Origin of the sequence: Aeromicrobium piscarium (assembly GCF_007421815.1) — a bacterium.
GTDB classification, from domain to species: Bacteria; Actinomycetota; Actinomycetes; order Propionibacteriales; family Nocardioidaceae; genus Aeromicrobium; species Aeromicrobium piscarium.
Genome location: NZ_VLNT01000001.1, coordinates 28,443 through 45,955, shown reverse-complemented (window position 1 = coordinate 45,955; position 17,513 = coordinate 28,443). Strand labels below are relative to the sequence as shown.

The window sequence follows — 17,513 nt, the reverse complement described above, 5'->3', positions numbered from 1 at the left end:
ATGTGCCGAACAATCACCCGGATCACTGTCACTTGATTGTGCCCCTCTCGCGCAGCATCGTGTTACCACCCGGCGGTGTCATCTATCGGTAACACCTGCGACACCGGGCCGAATCACCGGCGCGCCCGCCGCTGTGGCGCTCAGCGCTTGATCTCGCGGACCTGCAGGGCGACGGCCAGGTTCAGCCGGAGATTCGCGTCCCCGGTGAACGGTCCGAGGATCTGCTCGAGCTTGCCGATCCGATAGCGCATCGTGTTGTAGTGCACGAACTGCACCCGGGAGGCCTCGGCCACGTTGAGATTGTTCTCCAGCAGCACCCGCAGGGTCTCGCGGAGCTCCTCGGCGTCCGGGGTCTCGTCGTTGAGCTCGCCGAGCACGTCCTGGGCGAAGCCCGTCAGCTCGCTCCGGTCCGGGATCAGGCCGATCAGGCGGTGCACGCCGAGATCGTCGAAGTGGAAGGTGCTGCTGCCGCCGGTGAAGCGACGGCCGACCTCCGTCGCCCGTCGCGCCTGCTGGTAGGCATCGGGGAACCCCTCGACGCCATGTACGAGGCGGCTCGTACCGACCGAGAAGGGACGCCGGCCGCCGCCGCGATCCCCCGCGACCGCGCGCACCAGCCGCGCGACCAGCTCCCGCAGAGCGGCGACCGCCGCCTCCGGGTCGTCGCGCAGGCTCTCCGGCGCCGGGACGATCGTGACGACCTCCTCGGAGAAGTCCGCGGTGGGGGCCATCGGCACGTAGCCGCCGAGCACCTGCTCCCAGGCGGCGAAGAAGCGTTCCTGCCAGGAGCGTCGCACACGCGCCGGGGGCCGTTCCTGGCGCTCGCCGGGCGGATCGAGCTCGGCGGTCACGACGATCGCCGGGAAGTCGATGCGCCAGCCGAGGGTCGAGGCGTGGTCCAGCACGTGCTCGACGTCCCCGGCCCGCCCGGCGAGCACATCGCGCAGGAAGTCGCCGCGGTACTTGCTCTCGACCGCGTTGAGCGCCTGCTGCTGAGTGACGAGCAGCGCGGCGACCGTCGAGGCGCGCTGGAGGGCGTTCAGATCGTCCTGAGCGATCTTGCGGGTCGGGTGATAGGCCACGAGGCGGGCCAGATCGCTGCTGCCGGCGACGATCGATTGCACCAGCACCTGCCCGTCGCCCAGATCCATGGGCTGCAACCGTGGGCGTTCGACCCGGAACCGCCCGGTGGGGTCGAATAACTCGGCATCGTGCAGCGCCTGGCGCATCCGGTCGTCGAGGGCGCCGACCTTCTCCCGCCCGTCGATCGAGGTGATGAGGACGCCGATGCCGAGCACGTCGGCGATCCGACTCGCGACGTCCTGGAGCCCGGCCCCCTCGAGCACGAGTCCTTCCAGGGCGGCGTGCAGGGCGTCGGTGCGGTGCAGGACATCCGCCTGGACGTCGGTGAGGCGTACGTGCACCTCCTCGAGCAGGTCGTCGAAGGCCGCGTGCGGCGCCAGCCCCAGGATGGGGAAGCCTCGCCGGTCGGCGAACTCCAGCACTTCGTCGGGGACATCGGCGAGGAAGCGGCCGACCTTGATGCCGAGGGCGGCGACATCGAGCTCGTCGAGCCGGCGCACCAGGTCGACGAAGCGCGAGTGCCGTTCGTCGTCGTGCGCGTCGAGATCGACCAGCGGGTAGCCGCTCGTCACGAGCAAAGCGTGCGGACGCACCCATTCGACGATGTCGGGCACCTCCATGACGTTGAGACGCGTCACGACGCGATCGAGACCGCGACTGCCCGCCAGGACCGTCGTTCCAGCGAGGGCGTCCACCTTGAGCACCTCACGCAGGGGGACGCGATAGGCATGTTTCATCAAAGTCTGGGCACCCCTGGGCTGATCCTTGGCAACTTCTGACATCGGCTCAGCGTAACAGCAGCGATTAGGGTCCGAAAGACGCCTCATTTCTACCCTGGGAGATCCATGAGCGAGCGGAGCGAGCGAACCATGAGGACCACCTCATGCCGCCGCCTGCCTATCGTGCTCTTCCCCCAGGCGGTGGCGGCATGAGCGAGCGCAGCGAGCGAACCATGAGGACCACCTCATGCCGCCACCTGCCTATCGTGCTCTTCCCCCAGGCGGTGGCGGCATGAGCGAGCGGAGCTCGGTGGCCGCGGCGGCCACCACGTGGGTCCGCGAGCGGATCGCCCGCCCGAGCCGTCCGGCCGAGATCGTCCACCGCGGCGGTCACGCCGTCTACCTCGACGACGGCACCGATGTGCTCGCGGTCGTCGGGGCCGCGGGGGTCCGCGTGCCCTGCGCGGCCCAGACCACCCTCTCCTCGCTGGAGGGGCTCACCGGCGCGGGATCGACGGTCACCGTGGGCGACGGCCGGATGGTCTTCGCCGGTGGCGAGGTCCGCATCGCCCGCACGGTCGACCAGCACGTCCCGTCCCTCGATCCCGCCTCGGCGGCCTCGGCACGCGATCGCCTCGGCGACGCCGTGCCCGCCGCGATCGCGGCCGAGCTGCCTGCCGACGCGCTGGACGGGTTGCGGGCAGCCGACCCCACCGCACCCCTGGCCCTCGCCGGCCTGGGCAGCGGCCTGACTCCGCTCGGCGACGACGTCCTCTGCGGCTGGATCGCGACGATGGTCGCCGCCGGACGCCTCGCGCAGAGTCCGGTGCTCGAGGCGATCGACGCCCCGCTGCTCGCCCGCACCACCTCACTGTCCGCGACACTCGTCCGCTGCGCTCTCGAGGGCTTCGTCATCCCCGAGTTCGCGCAGCTGCTCGACTCGCTGCGGGCGGCGCAGTCCCGTATCGAGCCTGCCGACGCGGCCGCGACCATGCTGCGCGTCGGTCACACCTCCGGCGCCGGACTCGTCCTGGGCCTGACCCTGGCCCTGGACCACCTCGCCGCCCACCCTCCGCTGGGCGGTGAGTTATCCCGCACTTTCGGTGCTCAGGTGCGTGATAACTCACCGACCCTTCCTCGGGTGCGTGATAGCTCACCGACCCTTCCTCGGGTGCGTGATAGCTCACCGCCTGCTGCTCGCGAGCTCCACCACCCGACCACCGACTCGCACACGTCCACCCCATCTGTCACGAGGAGTTGCCCATGACCACGACCGGCTTCGAGCACGTCGAGCTACGCCGCGGGGCGTATGCCGACTCGGTGGCCTTGCTGCAAGTGAGCAAGGATGTCGCCGCCGTCGACGGTGTCACCGCGGCCCAGGTCGCGATGGCGACCGACCTGAACCGCGATGTCATCGCGCAGATGGGCTTCACGCTGCCCGAGTCCACACCGAACGACATGATCGTGGCGGTGCGGCTCGACGACGAGGGAACCCTGCCGGCCGCCCTCGAGGCGGTCGACGCGGCCCTCGCCCGCGCCTCGCGGCGCAGCGACGACGGCGCGTCCAGCGAGATCGAGCCCCCGCGCACCACGTTGTCGGCCTTCGACCGGACCGACGCCGGCCTGGCCCTCGTGTCGGTGCCCGGCGCCTCCGCCGCCGTCGAGGCGGCCGACGCCCTCGACGCGGGCCGCGACGTGATGATCTTCAGCGACAACGTGCCGGTCGAGCACGAGATCGCCCTCAAGCAGCTGGCCACCGAGCGCGGCCTGCTGGTGATGGGTCCCGACTGCGGCACGGCGGTCATCGACGGGATCGGGCTCGGCTTCGCCAATGCCGTGCGCCCCGGACCGGTCGGCATCGTCGCCGCCTCGGGCACCGGCTGCCAGCAGCTGCTGTGCCTGCTCGACCACGCGGGTGTCGGCGTCAGCGCTGCGCTCGGTGTGGGTGGCCGCGACCTCAGCGAGGCCGTGTCCGCGCTGTCCACCCGCGAGGCCATGCGCCGCCTCGACGAGGACGCCTCGACCGAGCTGATCGTCGTGGTCTCCAAGCCTCCGGCGGCGAAGGTCGCCGAGGAGCTGCGCGAGTACGCCGCGACGCTGACGACTCCCGTCCAGTTCGCGCTCCTCGGCTCCGGCCAGCCGGATCTCACCACCACGGCCGAGGCCGTGCTGGAGACCCTTGGCCGCCCGGTGCCCGAGTGGCCCCACCAGGGCGAGACGGCGCAGGTCGAGGGCGGGCGCCTGCGTGGCCTCTTCGTCGGCGGCACGCTCTGCGACGAGGCGATGCTCATCGCCGCCGACGCCGTGGGCGATGTCTACAGCAATATCCCGCTGGAGCCGCGACTGGAGCTCGGGGCCGACCGGCGCGCCGACGGCACCGTCATGATCGACTTCGGCGATGACGGCATGACGGCCGGCCGCGCCCACCCGATGATCGACCCGACCCTCCGCCTGGAGGACCTCGCCCGCACCGCCCGCGACGGCGACGCCTCTGTCGTGCTGATGGATGTCGTGCTCGGACATGGTGCCGAGGACGATCCCGCCGGTTCGCTGGCGCCGGCCATCTCCTCGGCCGTCGAGACCGCGAAGGCGGGCGGTCGCGAGCTGGCCGTGGTGGTCGCCTGCGTGGGCACCCAGGACGACCCCCAGCAGACCGATCGCCAGGCCGAGGCCCTCGCCGCGGCCGGCGCCGAAGTGTTCTTGTCCAATGCCCAGGCGACCCGCCGGGCCCTTTCGCTGATCGGAGCCGCACGATGACGAGCACCCACCGACCCTCCGACGGAGTCGTCACCAGCGGCGTCGGCCTCTTCGCCGACGCGCTCGACGCCCAGGCCGTCGGCGTGAACCGCGTCGACTGGCGTCCCCCGATGGAGGGCACCGAGGACGACCTCGTCACGGTCGCCACCGATCCGCTGCGTCTCGATGCCAACCGTCGCGCCGTGGATGCCATGACCTCGACCCAGGCGATGGTCGTCGATGTGGCGCCCGCGAGCCAGCTGCTCGGCCTCGAGCGCGGCCAGTTCCTGCACGCCGGTCCCCCGCTGAAGTGGGAGAACGCGTCCGGCCCGATGCGCGGCGCGCTCCAGGGCGCGGCCGCGCTCGAGGGTCTGGTCGACGATCCCGAGGACGCCGTGGCGCTCTTCGAGTCCGGCGACTCGGTCTCCCTCGAGCCCTGCCACCACCACAGCGCCGTCGGCCCGATGGCCGGCGTCGTGTCGCCCTCGATGTGGATGTGGGTGCTGGAGGATCAGACCGACGGCCGCCGGACGTACTGCACCCTCAACGAGGGCCTCGGCAAGGTGCTGCGCTACGGCGCCTACTCGCCCGAGGTGCTGCAGCGGCTGCGCTGGATGTCCGATGTGCTCGGCCCGTTGCTCGGTCAGGCGGTCCGCGCGACCGGACCGATCGATGCGACCGGCATCCTCACGCAGATGCTGCAGATGGGCGACGAGGCGCACAATCGCAATCGCGCGGGCACGCTGATGCTGTTGCGCGACATCGCTCCCGCTCTCGCGCAGTCCGGTGCCGACGCCAAGGACATCGCCGAGGTGTTCTCCTTCGTCGGCGGCAACGACCACTTCTTCCTCAACATCGCGATGCCCGCCTGCAAGCTCGCGCTCGACGCGGCGCGCGGCATCGAGGGCTCGACGATGGTGGTCGCGATGGCCCGCAACGGCACGGAGTTCGGCATCCAGACCGCCGGCACCGGCGACCAGTGGTTCACCGGTCCGGCGCAGGTCGCCGAGGGTCTGTACCTGGGCGACTACGGGCCGGACGATGCCAACCCCGATATCGGCGACTCGGCCATCACCGAGACGGCCGGCATCGGCGGCTTCGCGATGGCGACCGCTCCGGCGATCGTGCGCTTCGTCGGCGGCTCGGTCCCAGATGCGCTGGCGACCTCGCGACGGATGCGTGAGATCACCATCGGCGAGAACCCGCGCTGGTCCATCCCCGTACTGGACTTCATGGGCACGCCGACCGGTATCGACGTCTCGCGGGTCTGCCGGACCGGCATCCTGCCGCAGATCAACACCGGCATGGCCGGTCGCGTGGCGGGTGTCGGGCAGGTCGGCGCCGGCCTGGTGACGCCTCCGGCGAATATCTTCCCGGCAGCGCTGTCGGCGCTCGCCGAGAGGACCCGCGCACGCCGCTGAGCACTTCGCATCCACCACGACGCGGAGGGACGGTACCGACCGTCCCTCCGCGTCGTCTTTCCGATCTCGCTCCCCTGTGAGGCGGTGAGCCATCAACCACCCACATCGCCGAGCGAGCTCTCTACTGCCGTGCCGACGCCGGACGGTGGCCGAGCCCGCGTGGAGGCTGTCGAACTCGTCGACATGGCACGCCAGCCACCGACGACGAGCACGAACGGACGCCTACCCACCGCCCGGAGCAGCGGACGACACGGCCTCCCGGGACCACTCGACGACGCTCGTTGATCACTCACCGCCATCGAAACGCACACGGTCGCGGTGGACCATCACCCAGCCAGCCCACCCCATCGTTGACCAGCCACCGCGATACGACCCAATCACGTGGCGGTGAGTCATTAACCACGTACACCGCCGCCGGAGCGCGTCGGGCCCCGTGCCGAAGCGATGACCCCGGGAGCGGTGCGATAGCGTCCATTCAGCAGCCCGCGACGGACGCTGTCGCACCGACGACGACCACGAACGGACGCCTACCCACCGCCCGGAGCAGCGGCACCTCCCATGTGGCGGAATCCGCCGTTGGATTCGCCTCGCGTCCAGGTCGAGTCGTGACAGTTCTTTCCTGTCATCCGAGCGAGTTCTGACCAAATCGTGCTCAGACGCGCTTCCCGGCCGGGTCGGCCTGAAATCCTCGGTAACGTGCGGTCATGAGCGAGCGCAAGCCCACCATCATGCCGGTTCACGAGCTGCTCGACCTCGTCTTGGACGAAGGGTCCTTCACCTCCTGGGACGAGCCGGTCGATCTCACCGGCGTGGACGCCGAGTACCGCGCCACCCTCGAGCGAGCCGCCGAGCGGGCAGGAACCGACGAGTCGGTGATCACCGGCCGCGCCACGGTGCACGGCCGTCCGATCGCCGTCATCGCCAATGAGTTCGGCTTCCTCGCCGGATCGATCGGCGTCGCCGCCGCGCGGCGTATCACCGCCGCGGTCCGCCGGGCGACCGCCGAGGGACTGCCGCTCGTCGCGTCCACCTGCTCGGGTGGCACGCGCATGCAGGAGGGCACCACCGCCTTCGTGCACATGATCGAGATCTCCCGGGCGATCGGCGACCACCGCGCCGCGGGACTCCCCTACCTCGCGCATCTGCGCCACCCGACGACGGGCGGCGTCTTCGCCTCTTGGGGGTCGCTCGCGCATATGACCGTCGGCGAGCCCGGTGCGTTGCTGGGATTCCTCGGGCCGAAGGTCTATGAGGCGCTCTACGGCGAGCCCTTCCCCGCGGGCGTGCAGACGAGCGAGAATCTCGCCGAGCACGGCATCATCGACGCCGTCGTACCGCACGAGGACCTCAGCGCGATCCTCGACCAGACGCTGGCTCTGCTGACCGACGGCCCCACCGAGCCCGTGCAGACACGACGGACGGCGCCGGTGGTGGGCGAGCGGTCGGCCTGGGAGTCGATCCAGATCACCCGCCAGCCCGACCGCGCCGGCGTGCGCGAGCTGATCCGCTACGGCAGCGACATCGTGGTGCCGCTGCGCGGCACGCAGGACGGCCAGCGCGATTCGGCGATGATGCTCGCCCTGACGCGTCTCGACGGCGTCCCCTGTGTCGTCATCGGCCAGGACCGCAAGCGGCAGACCGACGAGCATCCGATGGGACCGGCGGCGCTGCGCGAGGCGCGTCGTGGCATGTCCCTGGCCGAGCAGCTGGGCCTGCCGCTGGTGTCGGTGATCGACACACCCGGTGCGGCGCTGTCGAAGGAGGCCGAGGAGGGAGCGATCGCCGGTGAGATCGCCCGCTGCATCGCGATGCAGTCCTCCCTGAAGGTGCCGACTGTGAGCGTGATCCTGGGACAGGGCTGTGGCGGCGGCGCTCTGGCCATGCTGCCTGCCGATGTCACGATCGCGGCCGAGAACGCCTGGCTGTCGCCTCTCCCTCCCGAGGGCGCCAGCGCGATCGTCCACCGCGATATCGACCACGCGCCCCAGATGGCCGAGCAGCAGAAGGTGTCCTCGGCCCATCTCCTCGCCGAGGGCACCGTGCAGGCGCTCGTCGCCGAGGTTCCCGGGGAGCCGGCCGAGGACTTCGTCCGCGCGATGGCCGCCGAGATCGCCGCTCAACTGCGCGAGCTCACCAGCTGACGTTCGCCTGGCGGTGAGTTATCCCGTCCGCCTGGGCGGTGAGTGGCCAACCACCGACCGGGGCTCCCCGTGGTTGACCTCTCACCGCTCTCCGCCCTCGACCGATCGCGGTGCGCTGTCAACCACTACCCATCACCTCATCGTTCACCACACACCGCTTTCCAACCCGGCCACATCGCGGTGCACCATCAACCAGCAAGGCCGGGCTTCGGTGGTTGACCACTCACCGGCCACGGCCGGGGCGACTCAGTAGTGGTCGAGGAAGCGGCCGACGAGGTCGGCGGCGCGATCGATGACGCCCTCCGCAGGGCCGGAGGCAGCGGTGATCAACGCGGCATCGACGAGATGGGCGAGCAGATCGATATCGGTCACGTCTCCGCGTCCCGACCGCTCCAGCACGACTCCGAGGGCGGCGAGGATCCCCGGCCGGTGCTCCCGCATGATCGGCGCGAGCTCGGGGTCGCGTAGCGCCACCGTCATCGGATCCAGTCGTGCCACCGCCACGGTGTCGTCCACATGCGGCGCGAAGGCCGTCGCGATGAGCTCTCGCGCCGTCTCGCGCGACGCCCGCCGACGCTCGGGGAGCGCCTCCGCGTAGGCGGTCGCCGAGGCCAGCCGCAGGTCCTCGGCGGCCCGCACGGCGGTGGCGATCAGGCCGGCACGTGTCGGAAAGTAGTAGCTCGCCGAACCGCGGGGGACCCCGGCGGCGTCGGCGACGCGCCGGTGGGTGATCGCATCGAAGCCCTCGTCGATCAGCAAGGTGGCGGCCGCGTCGATCATCCGCTGCTGTCGGTCGACCCCTCGCCCCTGCACCATGGCGCGCTCGCCGTCACGTCCTCCGCCCTCACCCGCCACGACCACCAGCCTACGGGCGTGCTGTACCCGCGAGGAATAATTCATACCTGCGTATGGTTTTCTTGATGTGCCGTGATCTCGGCACCTGACCGCAGAGGAGATGATCGACGTGAACTCGCTCGCGAGCGAAGGACTCGTCATCGATTGGGCCGAGATGCCCACGTACAACACGATCATGGCCGTCGCCGTCGGCGCCGGTCTGGTGGGACTGGTCTGGCTCGGACGGGAGCTGCTGCGCTCCCCCGGCGACGTCGTTCCGGAGGGATGGGCGCTGTCCTTCGGCGTGCTGGGCCTGGTGCTCACCGCGACCGGACTGCACATGACCCTCACATGACCGCTGGCCGCCGGTGGCTTCCCCTTCGACAACATCATCTTCGGCGAGACGTCACTCGCCTTCGGCGTGCTGCTGCTCGCGGCCGCCCTCTACATCTGGTTCCGAGGCGCCGCGGTGCTCGCGACCCCCGGAGCCCTGGAGCATCTGCGCAAGGTCGCCCGACCCGTGTCGGTCTTCGTGCTCGGCATGGGCCTCGGCCTGATCGGCATCGCCGTCGCGGGAGTGAAGTACCAGCTGTTCGCCGCTCCGCCCGAGGAGCCGATCTCCGGTGAGTTCGCCGAGTGGCCGCTCGTCGAGGCGATCTTCATGTCCGGGCTCATCGCCATCGTCGGCCTCGGCGCGATCCTCTTCCCCTTCGCGCTGCGCTCGATCCGCAACGGGCTGTGGACCGCGATCGGCTGGCTGTGGGGCATCGCCGGTGTGGTGTTCATCGCCTTCGGCGCGTTGAACTTCTTCACGCACATCGGGCTCATCGTCAACACGATGGGCTGACGGTCCCACCCTCCCGGGACCGATGACGATGCATTGCGGTCGCCCTAGCAACCATTACGCATCGTTATCGGTCCGAGGATCAGTCGGCGTGGATGGCGGTATCGGTCTCGTGGAGAGGACGGCCGCTACCGCCCCACCGCAACGCCACCAGCTCCGCCGCCACCGCCACGGCGGTCTCCTCGGGGGTACGCCCGCGTAGATCCAGGCCGATGGGACTGTGCAGGCGGCGCAGCTGCTTCTCACCGAGACCCGCCTCGCGCAACCGCTCCAAGCGTTCGTCGTGCGTGCGCCGCGAGCCCATCGCCCCGATGTAGAAGGGCTGCTGCTCGCCCTCCAGGCGCAGGGCGAGATCCAGCACCGGGACGTCGAACTTGGGGTCGTGGGTCAGCACACAGATGACCGTGCGCTGGTCGACGCGTCCGGCCTCCACCTCGGCGCGGAGATAGCGATGCGGCCACGAGACCACGACCTCGTCAGCGGCCGGGAACCGCTCGGGGGTGGCGAAGACGGGCCGCGCATCGCACACCGTCACCCGGTAGCCCAGCAGCTCAGCCTGCCGCGCGACCGCCGCCGCGTAGTCGATCGCCCCGAAGACGATCATCCGTGGACGAGGCTGGAAGGCGTTGACGAAGACCTTCATCCCCGTGTCCATGCGCTCGCCATCGGGCCCGAACTCGAGCACCTGCGAGCGTCCGACCGCCAGCAGACCCCGCGCGTCGTCCGCGACCGCGTGGTCGGCCCGCTGCGAGCCGAGCCCGCCCAGCACCTCATCGGTGCGCAGCACCAGATGCCGGCCGACCCATGAGGCGTCGGGATGCTCGATGACCGTCGCCACCGCCACCGGCCGCCCGGCCCGCACATCCTCGGCAATCGTGCCGAGCTCGGGGAAGGTCGTGCGATCGACCGGCTCGACGAAGACATCGACGATGCCCCCGCAGGTCAGCCCGACGGCGAAGGCCTCGTCATCGGAGTACCCGTAACGGCGCAGCTCCGGAGCATCCTCGGCGACGACTCGCTGAGCGAGCTCGTACACATCACCCTCGACGCAGCCGCCCGAGACGGAACCGACGACCGAGCCGTCGCCGAGCACCAGCATCGCGGCACCCGGCGGGCGTGGCGCCGATTTCTGGGTCCCGATCACCGTCCCCAGCCCGATCCGGTCGCCGCTCTCCCAGGCGTCGATCAACGGCTCCAGCACATCACGCATCGTCCGTTCCTCCCTTCGTCCCCCGTGGTCCGCCGGTCATTGCTCCGCCACCACGTCGTGCACCCGTGCGAGGGTCGCGAACGAGTGTCCGCCGATGAGCTCGTCGATCGCCGGCAAGGCGCTCACGATCCCCGACTGCACCGGAGCGTAGTCGGGCTTCTCCCGGTGCGGATTGACCCATACGAGGCGATGGGCGATCCGCCGCAGCCGGGCCATCTGCTCGCCGAGCAACGCGGGGTCCCCCCGCTCCCATCCGTCGCTGCACACGACGACGACCGCTCCACGCGCCGGCCCCCGCTGACCCCAGCGGTCGCAGAACGCACGCATCATCTCGCCCAGTCGAGTACCGCCCGACCAGTCCGGCACGATCTCACCGGCGGTACGCAGCGCGGTCTCCGCGTCCGGGTGGGCGAAGGCAGGGGTCACCCGCGTCAGCCGCGTGCCGAAGGTGAAGACCTCGGTCGTGCGCGGAGCGCCGGCGAAGCCGCGATGCGCCAGGCGCAGGTAGCTGTCGGCGTAGACCTTCATCGAACCGGAGACGTCGATGAGCCAGACGACGCGGCGGGGCTTGGAGGCCCGCTCGTGGTAGCGCAGCAGCGCGGGCTCGCCGCCATGACGCAGCTGCTCGCGCGCGCTGCGGCCCATGTCGATGTCGCCGCGCCGCGACGGGCGGTGGCGGCGCGTGGTGCGCATCGGGGGCCGGGGGCGCAGGGCGGCGAAGGCCGAGGCGACCGCCTGGGCCTCGGCAGCATCGAGATCGGCGATATCGCGGTGGGCGAGACGTTCAGCGACCGATGCGGCGATCGGCACGACCTCGGTGTCATCACCGGGTCCGCCCTCGTTCTCGACACCGGTCCGTGAACGCGGACGGTTCTGGGTCAGCTCGAAGGGCGGAGGATGACCGACGCCCGGCGCCGGTACCCGGAACCACGACCCGAAGACCTCGTCGTAGAGGGGGACGTCATCGGGCGATCCGCACAACGTCGCCCGACCGGCCCAGTAGACATCCTCGGCGCTGCCGAGCTCGAGCAGCGCGGTGGCGGCAAGGAAGTCCTCCGAGGCCCAGGCGCCGATCCCCGCCGCCCGCAGCGCCTGCACGAAGCCGATGAGCTCGGCGACCGGAGCGTCGGGGGTGGGATCGTGCAGCAGGCTAGTCATCGCCGAACGCCGCCCTCACGAGCGAGCGGACCCGCTCGGCGTCCTCGCGCTGCTTACAGACCGCCCCGACGGTCGCCGAAAGGGCACCGAGCTCAGGCTCGCGCAGACCGAGGGCCTGGAGCGCGCGGACCCAGTCGAGGGTCTCGGCCACGCCGGGCGGTCGGACCAGGCCGCCGTCGGCTCGCAGCTTCTGCACGAGCTCGACCATGCGCTCGGCGAGCGCCTCGCCGACCTCGGGCAGACGGGCCCGCACGATGGCGATCTCCTGAGCGAGATCAGGGTGATCGAGCCAGTGGTAGAGGCAGCGCCGCTTGAGGGCGTCGTGGAGTTCACGCGTGCGATTGGACGTCAGGACCACGATCGGCGGTTCGGTCGCGGAGATGGTGCCGAGCTCGGGAATCGACACCTGATAGGTCGACAACACCTCCAGTAGCAGCGCCTCGAACTCGTCATCGGCGCGGTCGATCTCGTCGATCAGCAACACCGCGGGAGCCTCCCGCAGCGCCCGCACCACCGGTCGCGGGAGTAGAAAACGCTCCTCGTAGAGGGAGTCCTCCACGGCGCGGACATCATCGGCGGCGTCGGCGGCCTCTAGCGCCCGCAGGTGCAGGATCTGCCGCGGGAAGTCCCAGTCGTACAGGGCCTGCCGGGCATCGATGCCCTCATAGCACTGCAGCCGGATGAGAGGGAGACCGAAGGACTCGGCGAGCGCGCCCGCGAGGGCGGTCTTGCCGGTGCCAGGTTCGCCCTCCAGCAGCAGCGGCCGCTGCATCCGCAGGGCGAGATAACCGACGGTGGAGAGCCCCTCGCCCGCGATGTAGCCGACCGAGCCGAGCCGGTCCGCGAGTGCTTGCGCGCTGTCGACGTGGGTCATATGTCACTCCTGGGATCGAGGTCCTGAGGCCGGTCGCGATCGGTTCCGCTGGCGAGATCACCGCATTCGACGGTCACGGCGCCGTGGATGGCCAGGTACGCCCGTGCGCCCTCGTCGTCGGTGCCGTCGGCGATCGCGGACCAGTGGTCGCGGCCGATCAGGACGGGGTGGCCGGGGGCTCCGGCGTACACAGCGCGGGCCAGCGTCTCGGGGCCGTCGGCATGGGAGAGGACGCGGCGCACCACCTCGGCGTCGACATCGGGGAGATCGACGAGATGGACGAGGACCACCTGCGCGGAATCGGCAGCGAGCTCCCTCAGGCCGGTCTCGAGCGAGGCACCCATGCCCCGGTCCCAGTCCTTGGCAACGACGCTGCGGGCATCGCCGAGCAGGGAGCGCGCTTCATCGGCCGCCGCTCCGAGCACGACGAGGACGTCATCGAGGCCGCCGTCGAGGAGGGTCTGGCGTGCCGCCACCACCCAGGGGGTGCCGTCGTCGCGGCGCAGCAGAGCCTTAGGACCGCCCATGCGCCGCCCGGCGCCGGCGGCCAGCAGCAGTCCGGTGACGTCTCCCATCACCCTCCATTCTCCCACCACGCGCCAGCCCGGGGCATCGAGAGCACACGTGGATGGGTTTCGATCTCAACCCTCGGCGGCCTGGCGGTGGCTCCATCGCGGCTCGTTCCTCCCCCACAAGCGGGAGGTGCCCCCAGCCGCTACTCAGGAACCGGGACGAGTGGCGTAACGACGCCACGCCGGGGAGGTGGTTTCGATACGGTCGCTCGCAGAGCGAGCTTCCTACTCAACCACCGAGTTCACCCCGGCGGTCGAGCAGGTGAGGGCACTGCTCGACCGCCGAGGCTCGGATCACTCCTCGGTCTCGTCCAACCAGCGACGGACCGATTCGTTGTGCTGCCCGAGGGTAGGCGGCGCGATATTGGTCTCGCGCGAGCCCGCGTACGGCTGGTCGTCCAAGCGGATGACCGGCCCGGGCAGCGTGAGCCGTCCCTTGGTGGCGTGATCGACCTCGATGACCAGGCCCTGCGAACGCGCCTGCTCCCACTCGTAGACCTCGTCGATCGTGCGGACCTTGCCAGACGGGAGGCCCGCCGCGGACAACAGCTCCAGCCAGTGCTCAGCCGGTGCCGTGGCGAACTTCTCCTCGATGATCGCGATCAGCTCGTCACGATGCGCGACCCGATCACCGTTGGTGGCGAACCGTGGGTCGGTCGCGTCGAGATCGAGCGCTGCCGCGAACGCGGTCCACAGCGACTCCGAGCCGCACGAGAGCTGGATCGGTGCCGTCTGCGTGTGGAACAGCCCGTACGGGGCGATCGACGGATGATGCGCGCCGGACAGGCCCGGCACCTCCCCCGCGACCGTCCAACGCGTGCCCTGGAAAGCATGCACGCCCACGACACTCGCGATGAGCGAGGTGCGCACGACCCGGCCCTTGCCGGTGCGCTCGCGCTCGTAGAGCGCCGCGACCGTGCCATAGGCGCCGTTCATGCCCGCCAGCAGATCGGCGATCGGGACGCCCACCTTGGTGGGCTCCTCGCTGCCGGTGATGCTCATCAGGCCGGCCTCGCCCTGCGCGATCTGGTCGTAGCCCGCACGGCTCGCCTCCGGGCCATCGTGGCCGAAGCCCGTGATCGAGAGGATCACCAGACCCGGGTTGAGCCGGTGCAGCTCCTCGACGCTGAAGCCCAGCCGGTCCAGCACGCCGACCCGGAAGTTCTCCATGAGCACGTCGGCGCGCTTGACCAGACGACGAAGGACGTCCTTGTCGTCCTCGGTCTTCAGGTTGAGGGTGATCGACTCCTTGTTGCGGTTCGCCGACATGAAATACGTCGACTCTCGCTCCTCACCCTCGCCGAGGAAGGGAGGCCCCCACCCGCGACTGTCGTCGCCGGTGGGGGTCTCGATCTTGATGACGCGCGCGCCGAGGTCGCCCAGCATCATGGCCGCATGCGGCCCGGCCAGGGCCCGCGTCATGTCGAGGACGAGCGTCCCCGCCAGCGGGCCCTGCACCGCGGTGTCCTGCTCGTCCGTCACTGGTCGCCCAGGTCGACGATCGCGGCGACCGGGCCGCCGCCCTCGGGGCCCTGGTGCGCCGCCGAGACGGAGACGAACACGGCCGGGTCGCCGGTGACCGCGGCGGTCACGCCGCCCACGGTCGCCTTGATCTGACGGTGCCAGTGCACATCGGAGTCGTCGAGCATGGCGTTGCGGCGTCCACGGACCTCGCCGTCCTGGCTGGCTTCGCACTTGAGGAACACGTTGACCAGGCGACCGTCGAGATCGGTGTAGTGCGGACGCTCGGGCAGTTCGAGACCCGCGTCGCGGATGGCATTCCAGATGCCGTCCTGATCGAGCGCGTCCTCCATGACCGAGTGGCCGATGCGGTAGCGCCCGCCGACGCCACGAGCGTTGCCGACCACGACGACCTGCGCCTGGTCGAGCTCGACGCCCGAGGAGCAGGAGGCCACGGCCGAGTAGAGCTCACGGCTGTGCATGACGTCCTCATCGGTCGGCATGTCGATCTCGCCGAGCGCGACGGCGATGCCGAGGGCGGTGACGCCGTTCGACAGGTCCATCGACTCGTGCGTGTGCTCGGTCCAGACCGTCTTGCCACGGCTCTTGGCGTCGCGGATGGTGTGGATGGTGAGCAGCGGCGTCTTGGTCTGGACGTAGTGGACATCGGCCGGATCGGTGATGCCCGCGCGCTCCATGGCGACCTTGACGGCGTCGGCGACCTTCTCGATCATCGGCGTGCGGCCGATCTCCTCGGGCAGCAGCTGCTCGCTCATCGCGAAGCCGACGCTGAGGCGCGGCTCATCGGTCTTGGGGGCCTTGTCCTCGGGGAGCGTCGCGAAGATCGTGGCGTGGGGGCTGATGACACCGTCGGTACCGCCGGACCACACGATCGGGATCTGACGGACCTCCTCGACCGGCCGCGAGCCCTTCTCGACCAGCACTTCACGGAAGGCTCGGTCGGCGATGATGCGGGTGTAGTCGTTGACCCCGCCATTACCCTCGGTCTTGCCGATGATGGCGATGACGCGGTCGGCCTCCATGATGCCGTCGTCGATGAGCTTGGCGAGCTCGCTGGCGTCGGCGACGGAGTGGATCGGGACCTTGCGAACCTCGATTGCTGAGGGCATACGGCGCTTCCTTTCCTGAGGGGTGGGTCTTACTGGGGGTTGTGGTTCATCAGGCCGGAACGACCCGCGTTCCGATCTGACCTTCAGCTGCCGCGCCGATGCGCGCCAGCGACGTGATGACACCGGTTCCGGTGCCGCTCTCGGCGAAGGCCGTCACGGCCTCGACCTTGGGGCCCATGGACCCTGCGGCGAAATCCTGATCCGCGGCGATCGAGCGCATCTCGACGGCGGTGACCTCGCCGACCGGCTTGGCGTAGTCGGTGCCCCAGTCGCAGACGACCGCGTCGACATCGGTGGCGATGATCAACATGTCGGCCTTCAGCTCCTGGGCGATGAGCGAGGCGGTGAGGTCCTTGTCGATGACCGCATCGACGCCGCGGTAGCCGCCGTTGAGATCCTGCACCGTGGGAATGCCCCCGCCACCGGAGCACACGACGACGTAGCCCGCCTCCATGAGGGTCTCGGCGGTGGCGCCGTCGAGACAGCGCAGAGGCTCGGGAGAGGCGACGACCCGTCGCCAGCCACGGCCCGGTACCTCGACGAACTCCTGGCCGGAATCGATGAGCGGCTGGGCGTCCTCGGCGCTGAGGTAGCGACCGATCGGCTTGGTGGGATGGGCGAAGCGCGGATCGTCGATGTCGACGAGCGTGCGCGACACGACGGCGGCACAGCGTCGATCGACACCGCGCTCGGCCAGTTCGGCGTCGAGGGCATTGAGCATGAGCATGCCGATGGTGGCCTGGGTCTGGGCCCCGCACCAGTCGAGCGGGACCGGCGGCACCTGCGAGGCGGTGAGCTCGTTCTTGGTCAGCAGGTTGCCGACCTGAGGTCCGTTGCCGTGGGTGAGGAGGACCTCGTGTCCGGCGGCCACCAGATCGGCGATGGGACGGGCGGCCAGACGGATGGCGTCACGCTGGTGTTCAGGACGGGCACTGCCGTCGCTGGACGTCATGGCGTTGCCACCGAGGGCGATCACGATGCGCATGCATTGAGGCTAGGGGAGCATCCCATTGGCATGCATGGTCAACAAAGTCCGATGATTTCGTCGGATTCGGGCAAGGTGTGACAAGTCACAGGCCCCTCTCGCCCAGGAGCGGTGACTTACGCACCCCTCACGGCAGGGGCAGGCCCGGGGCGGTGACTTACGCACCCCTCACGGCCGGGGCAGGGCCGGGGCGGTGACTTACGCACCCCTCGAGACGATCGAAAGGTGCCTAACCCACCGCCCACACCCGAACCGACGGAGCGGTGACCTGCGCACCCCTCGAGATGATCGAGAGGTGCGTAGGTCACCGCCCACACGATCGAGAGGTGCGTAGGTCACCGCCCA

Annotated in this window: 13 protein-coding genes and 1 pseudogene; 5 read left to right on the top strand and 9 right to left on the bottom strand. The window is 70.1% G+C overall.

Annotation, left to right across the window (positions count from 1 at the left end):
• Positions 1-140: 140 nt before the first annotated feature.
• Positions 141-1,865, bottom strand: coding sequence for a PucR family transcriptional regulator (locus FNM00_RS00150; protein ID WP_221933525.1), 1,725 nt, complete (start codon positions 1,863-1,865; stop codon positions 141-143).
• 229 nt (positions 1,866-2,094) lie between these two features.
• Here FNM00_RS00150 and FNM00_RS00145 point away from each other — a divergent pair, with 229 nt between their 5' ends.
• From FNM00_RS00145 to FNM00_RS00130, 4 genes are all read left to right on the top strand, one after another.
• A complete protein-coding gene (locus tag FNM00_RS00145; RefSeq protein WP_143910992.1) occupies positions 2,095-3,069 on the top strand; it encodes an oxamate carbamoyltransferase subunit AllH family protein in 975 nt (324 codons plus the stop codon).
• Positions 3,066-4,559, top strand: coding sequence for an AllF/FdrA family protein (locus FNM00_RS00140; RefSeq protein ID WP_143910991.1), 1,494 nt, complete (start codon positions 3,066-3,068; stop codon positions 4,557-4,559). The genes FNM00_RS00145 and FNM00_RS00140 overlap by 4 nt, the downstream gene beginning before the upstream one ends.
• Entirely contained in the window at positions 4,556-5,959 is a 1,404-nt protein-coding gene (locus tag FNM00_RS00135) for a YlbE family protein (RefSeq protein ID WP_143910990.1), read from the top strand. The genes FNM00_RS00140 and FNM00_RS00135 overlap by 4 nt, the downstream gene beginning before the upstream one ends.
• Positions 5,960-6,663: 704 nt before the next feature.
• Positions 6,664-8,100 carry a carboxyl transferase domain-containing protein gene (locus FNM00_RS00130; RefSeq protein WP_246065010.1) on the top strand — a complete coding sequence of 479 codons (1,437 nt, stop codon included), beginning with the start codon at positions 6,664-6,666 and terminating at the stop codon, positions 8,098-8,100.
• 246 nt (positions 8,101-8,346) lie between these two features.
• Here the strand turns inward: FNM00_RS00130 and FNM00_RS00125 are convergent, their stop codons facing one another.
• Complete coding sequence (locus FNM00_RS00125) at positions 8,347-9,000, bottom strand: TetR/AcrR family transcriptional regulator (protein ID WP_185972891.1); 654 nt, start codon at positions 8,998-9,000, stop codon at positions 8,347-8,349.
• A gap of 55 nt (positions 9,001-9,055) precedes the next feature.
• On the opposite strand from FNM00_RS00125, the pseudogene FNM00_RS19600 reads away from it, so the two are divergent.
• Positions 9,056-9,781 (top strand): annotated as a pseudogene (locus FNM00_RS19600) (DUF981 family protein).
• Positions 9,782-9,860: 79 nt separating this feature from the next.
• On the opposite strand, the gene FNM00_RS00115 reads toward FNM00_RS19600, so the two are convergent.
• The 7 genes from FNM00_RS00115 to FNM00_RS00085 form a co-directional block, all read right to left on the bottom strand.
• Positions 9,861-10,988, bottom strand: a complete 1,128-nt coding sequence (locus tag FNM00_RS00115; RefSeq protein ID WP_143910988.1) for an XdhC family protein — start codon at positions 10,986-10,988, stop codon at positions 9,861-9,863.
• A gap of 36 nt (positions 10,989-11,024) precedes the next feature.
• The gene (locus FNM00_RS00110; protein ID WP_143910987.1) at positions 11,025-12,146 is read right to left on the bottom strand and encodes a vWA domain-containing protein; all 1,122 of its coding nucleotides are present in this window, start codon (positions 12,144-12,146) and stop codon (positions 11,025-11,027) included.
• Positions 12,139-13,020: an AAA family ATPase gene (locus tag FNM00_RS00105; RefSeq protein WP_143910986.1), complete on the bottom strand. Its 882-nt coding sequence runs from the start codon at positions 13,018-13,020 to the stop codon at positions 12,139-12,141. Before FNM00_RS00105 ends, FNM00_RS00110 begins: the two co-directional genes overlap by 8 nt.
• Positions 13,017-13,595: a nucleotidyltransferase family protein gene (locus tag FNM00_RS00100; protein ID WP_143910985.1), complete on the bottom strand. Its 579-nt coding sequence runs from the start codon at positions 13,593-13,595 to the stop codon at positions 13,017-13,019. Before FNM00_RS00100 ends, FNM00_RS00105 begins: the two co-directional genes overlap by 4 nt.
• Before the next feature lie 291 nt (positions 13,596-13,886).
• Positions 13,887-15,074: a CaiB/BaiF CoA transferase family protein gene (locus FNM00_RS00095; protein ID WP_281281057.1), complete on the bottom strand. Its 1,188-nt coding sequence runs from the start codon at positions 15,072-15,074 to the stop codon at positions 13,887-13,889.
• A complete protein-coding gene (bar, locus tag FNM00_RS00090; protein WP_143910984.1) occupies positions 15,071-16,183 on the bottom strand; it encodes a barbiturase in 1,113 nt (370 codons plus the stop codon). Before bar ends, FNM00_RS00095 begins: the two co-directional genes overlap by 4 nt.
• A 49-nt stretch (positions 16,184-16,232) precedes the next feature.
• Positions 16,233-17,168, bottom strand: a complete 936-nt coding sequence (locus tag FNM00_RS00085) for a carbamate kinase (protein WP_143910983.1) — start codon at positions 17,166-17,168, stop codon at positions 16,233-16,235.
• Between the last annotated feature and the right edge of the window lie 345 nt (positions 17,169-17,513).

What these genes read in the sequence shown, in the direction of transcription:
- FNM00_RS00150 (WP_221933525.1), bottom strand. Translation starts at nt 1,865, where the DNA reads ATGTCAGAAGTTGCCAAGGATCAGCCCAGGGGTGCCCAGACTTTGATG.
- FNM00_RS00145 (WP_143910992.1), top strand. Translation starts at nt 2,095, where the DNA reads ATGAGCGAGCGGAGCTCGGTGGCCGCGGCGGCCACCACGTGGGTCCGC.
- FNM00_RS00140 (WP_143910991.1), top strand. Translation starts at nt 3,066, where the DNA reads ATGACCACGACCGGCTTCGAGCACGTCGAGCTACGCCGCGGGGCGTAT.
- FNM00_RS00135 (WP_143910990.1), top strand. Translation starts at nt 4,556, where the DNA reads ATGACGAGCACCCACCGACCCTCCGACGGAGTCGTCACCAGCGGCGTC.
- FNM00_RS00130 (WP_246065010.1), top strand. Translation starts at nt 6,664, where the DNA reads ATGAGCGAGCGCAAGCCCACCATCATGCCGGTTCACGAGCTGCTCGAC.
- FNM00_RS00125 (WP_185972891.1), bottom strand. Translation starts at nt 9,000, where the DNA reads ATGAATTATTCCTCGCGGGTACAGCACGCCCGTAGGCTGGTGGTCGTG.
- FNM00_RS00115 (WP_143910988.1), bottom strand. Translation starts at nt 10,988, where the DNA reads ATGCGTGATGTGCTGGAGCCGTTGATCGACGCCTGGGAGAGCGGCGAC.
- FNM00_RS00110 (WP_143910987.1), bottom strand. Translation starts at nt 12,146, where the DNA reads ATGACTAGCCTGCTGCACGATCCCACCCCCGACGCTCCGGTCGCCGAG.
- FNM00_RS00105 (WP_143910986.1), bottom strand. Translation starts at nt 13,020, where the DNA reads ATGACCCACGTCGACAGCGCGCAAGCACTCGCGGACCGGCTCGGCTCG.
- FNM00_RS00100 (WP_143910985.1), bottom strand. Translation starts at nt 13,595, where the DNA reads ATGGGAGACGTCACCGGACTGCTGCTGGCCGCCGGCGCCGGGCGGCGC.
- bar (WP_143910984.1), bottom strand. Translation starts at nt 16,183, where the DNA reads ATGCCCTCAGCAATCGAGGTTCGCAAGGTCCCGATCCACTCCGTCGCC.
- FNM00_RS00085 (WP_143910983.1), bottom strand. Translation starts at nt 17,168, where the DNA reads ATGCGCATCGTGATCGCCCTCGGTGGCAACGCCATGACGTCCAGCGAC.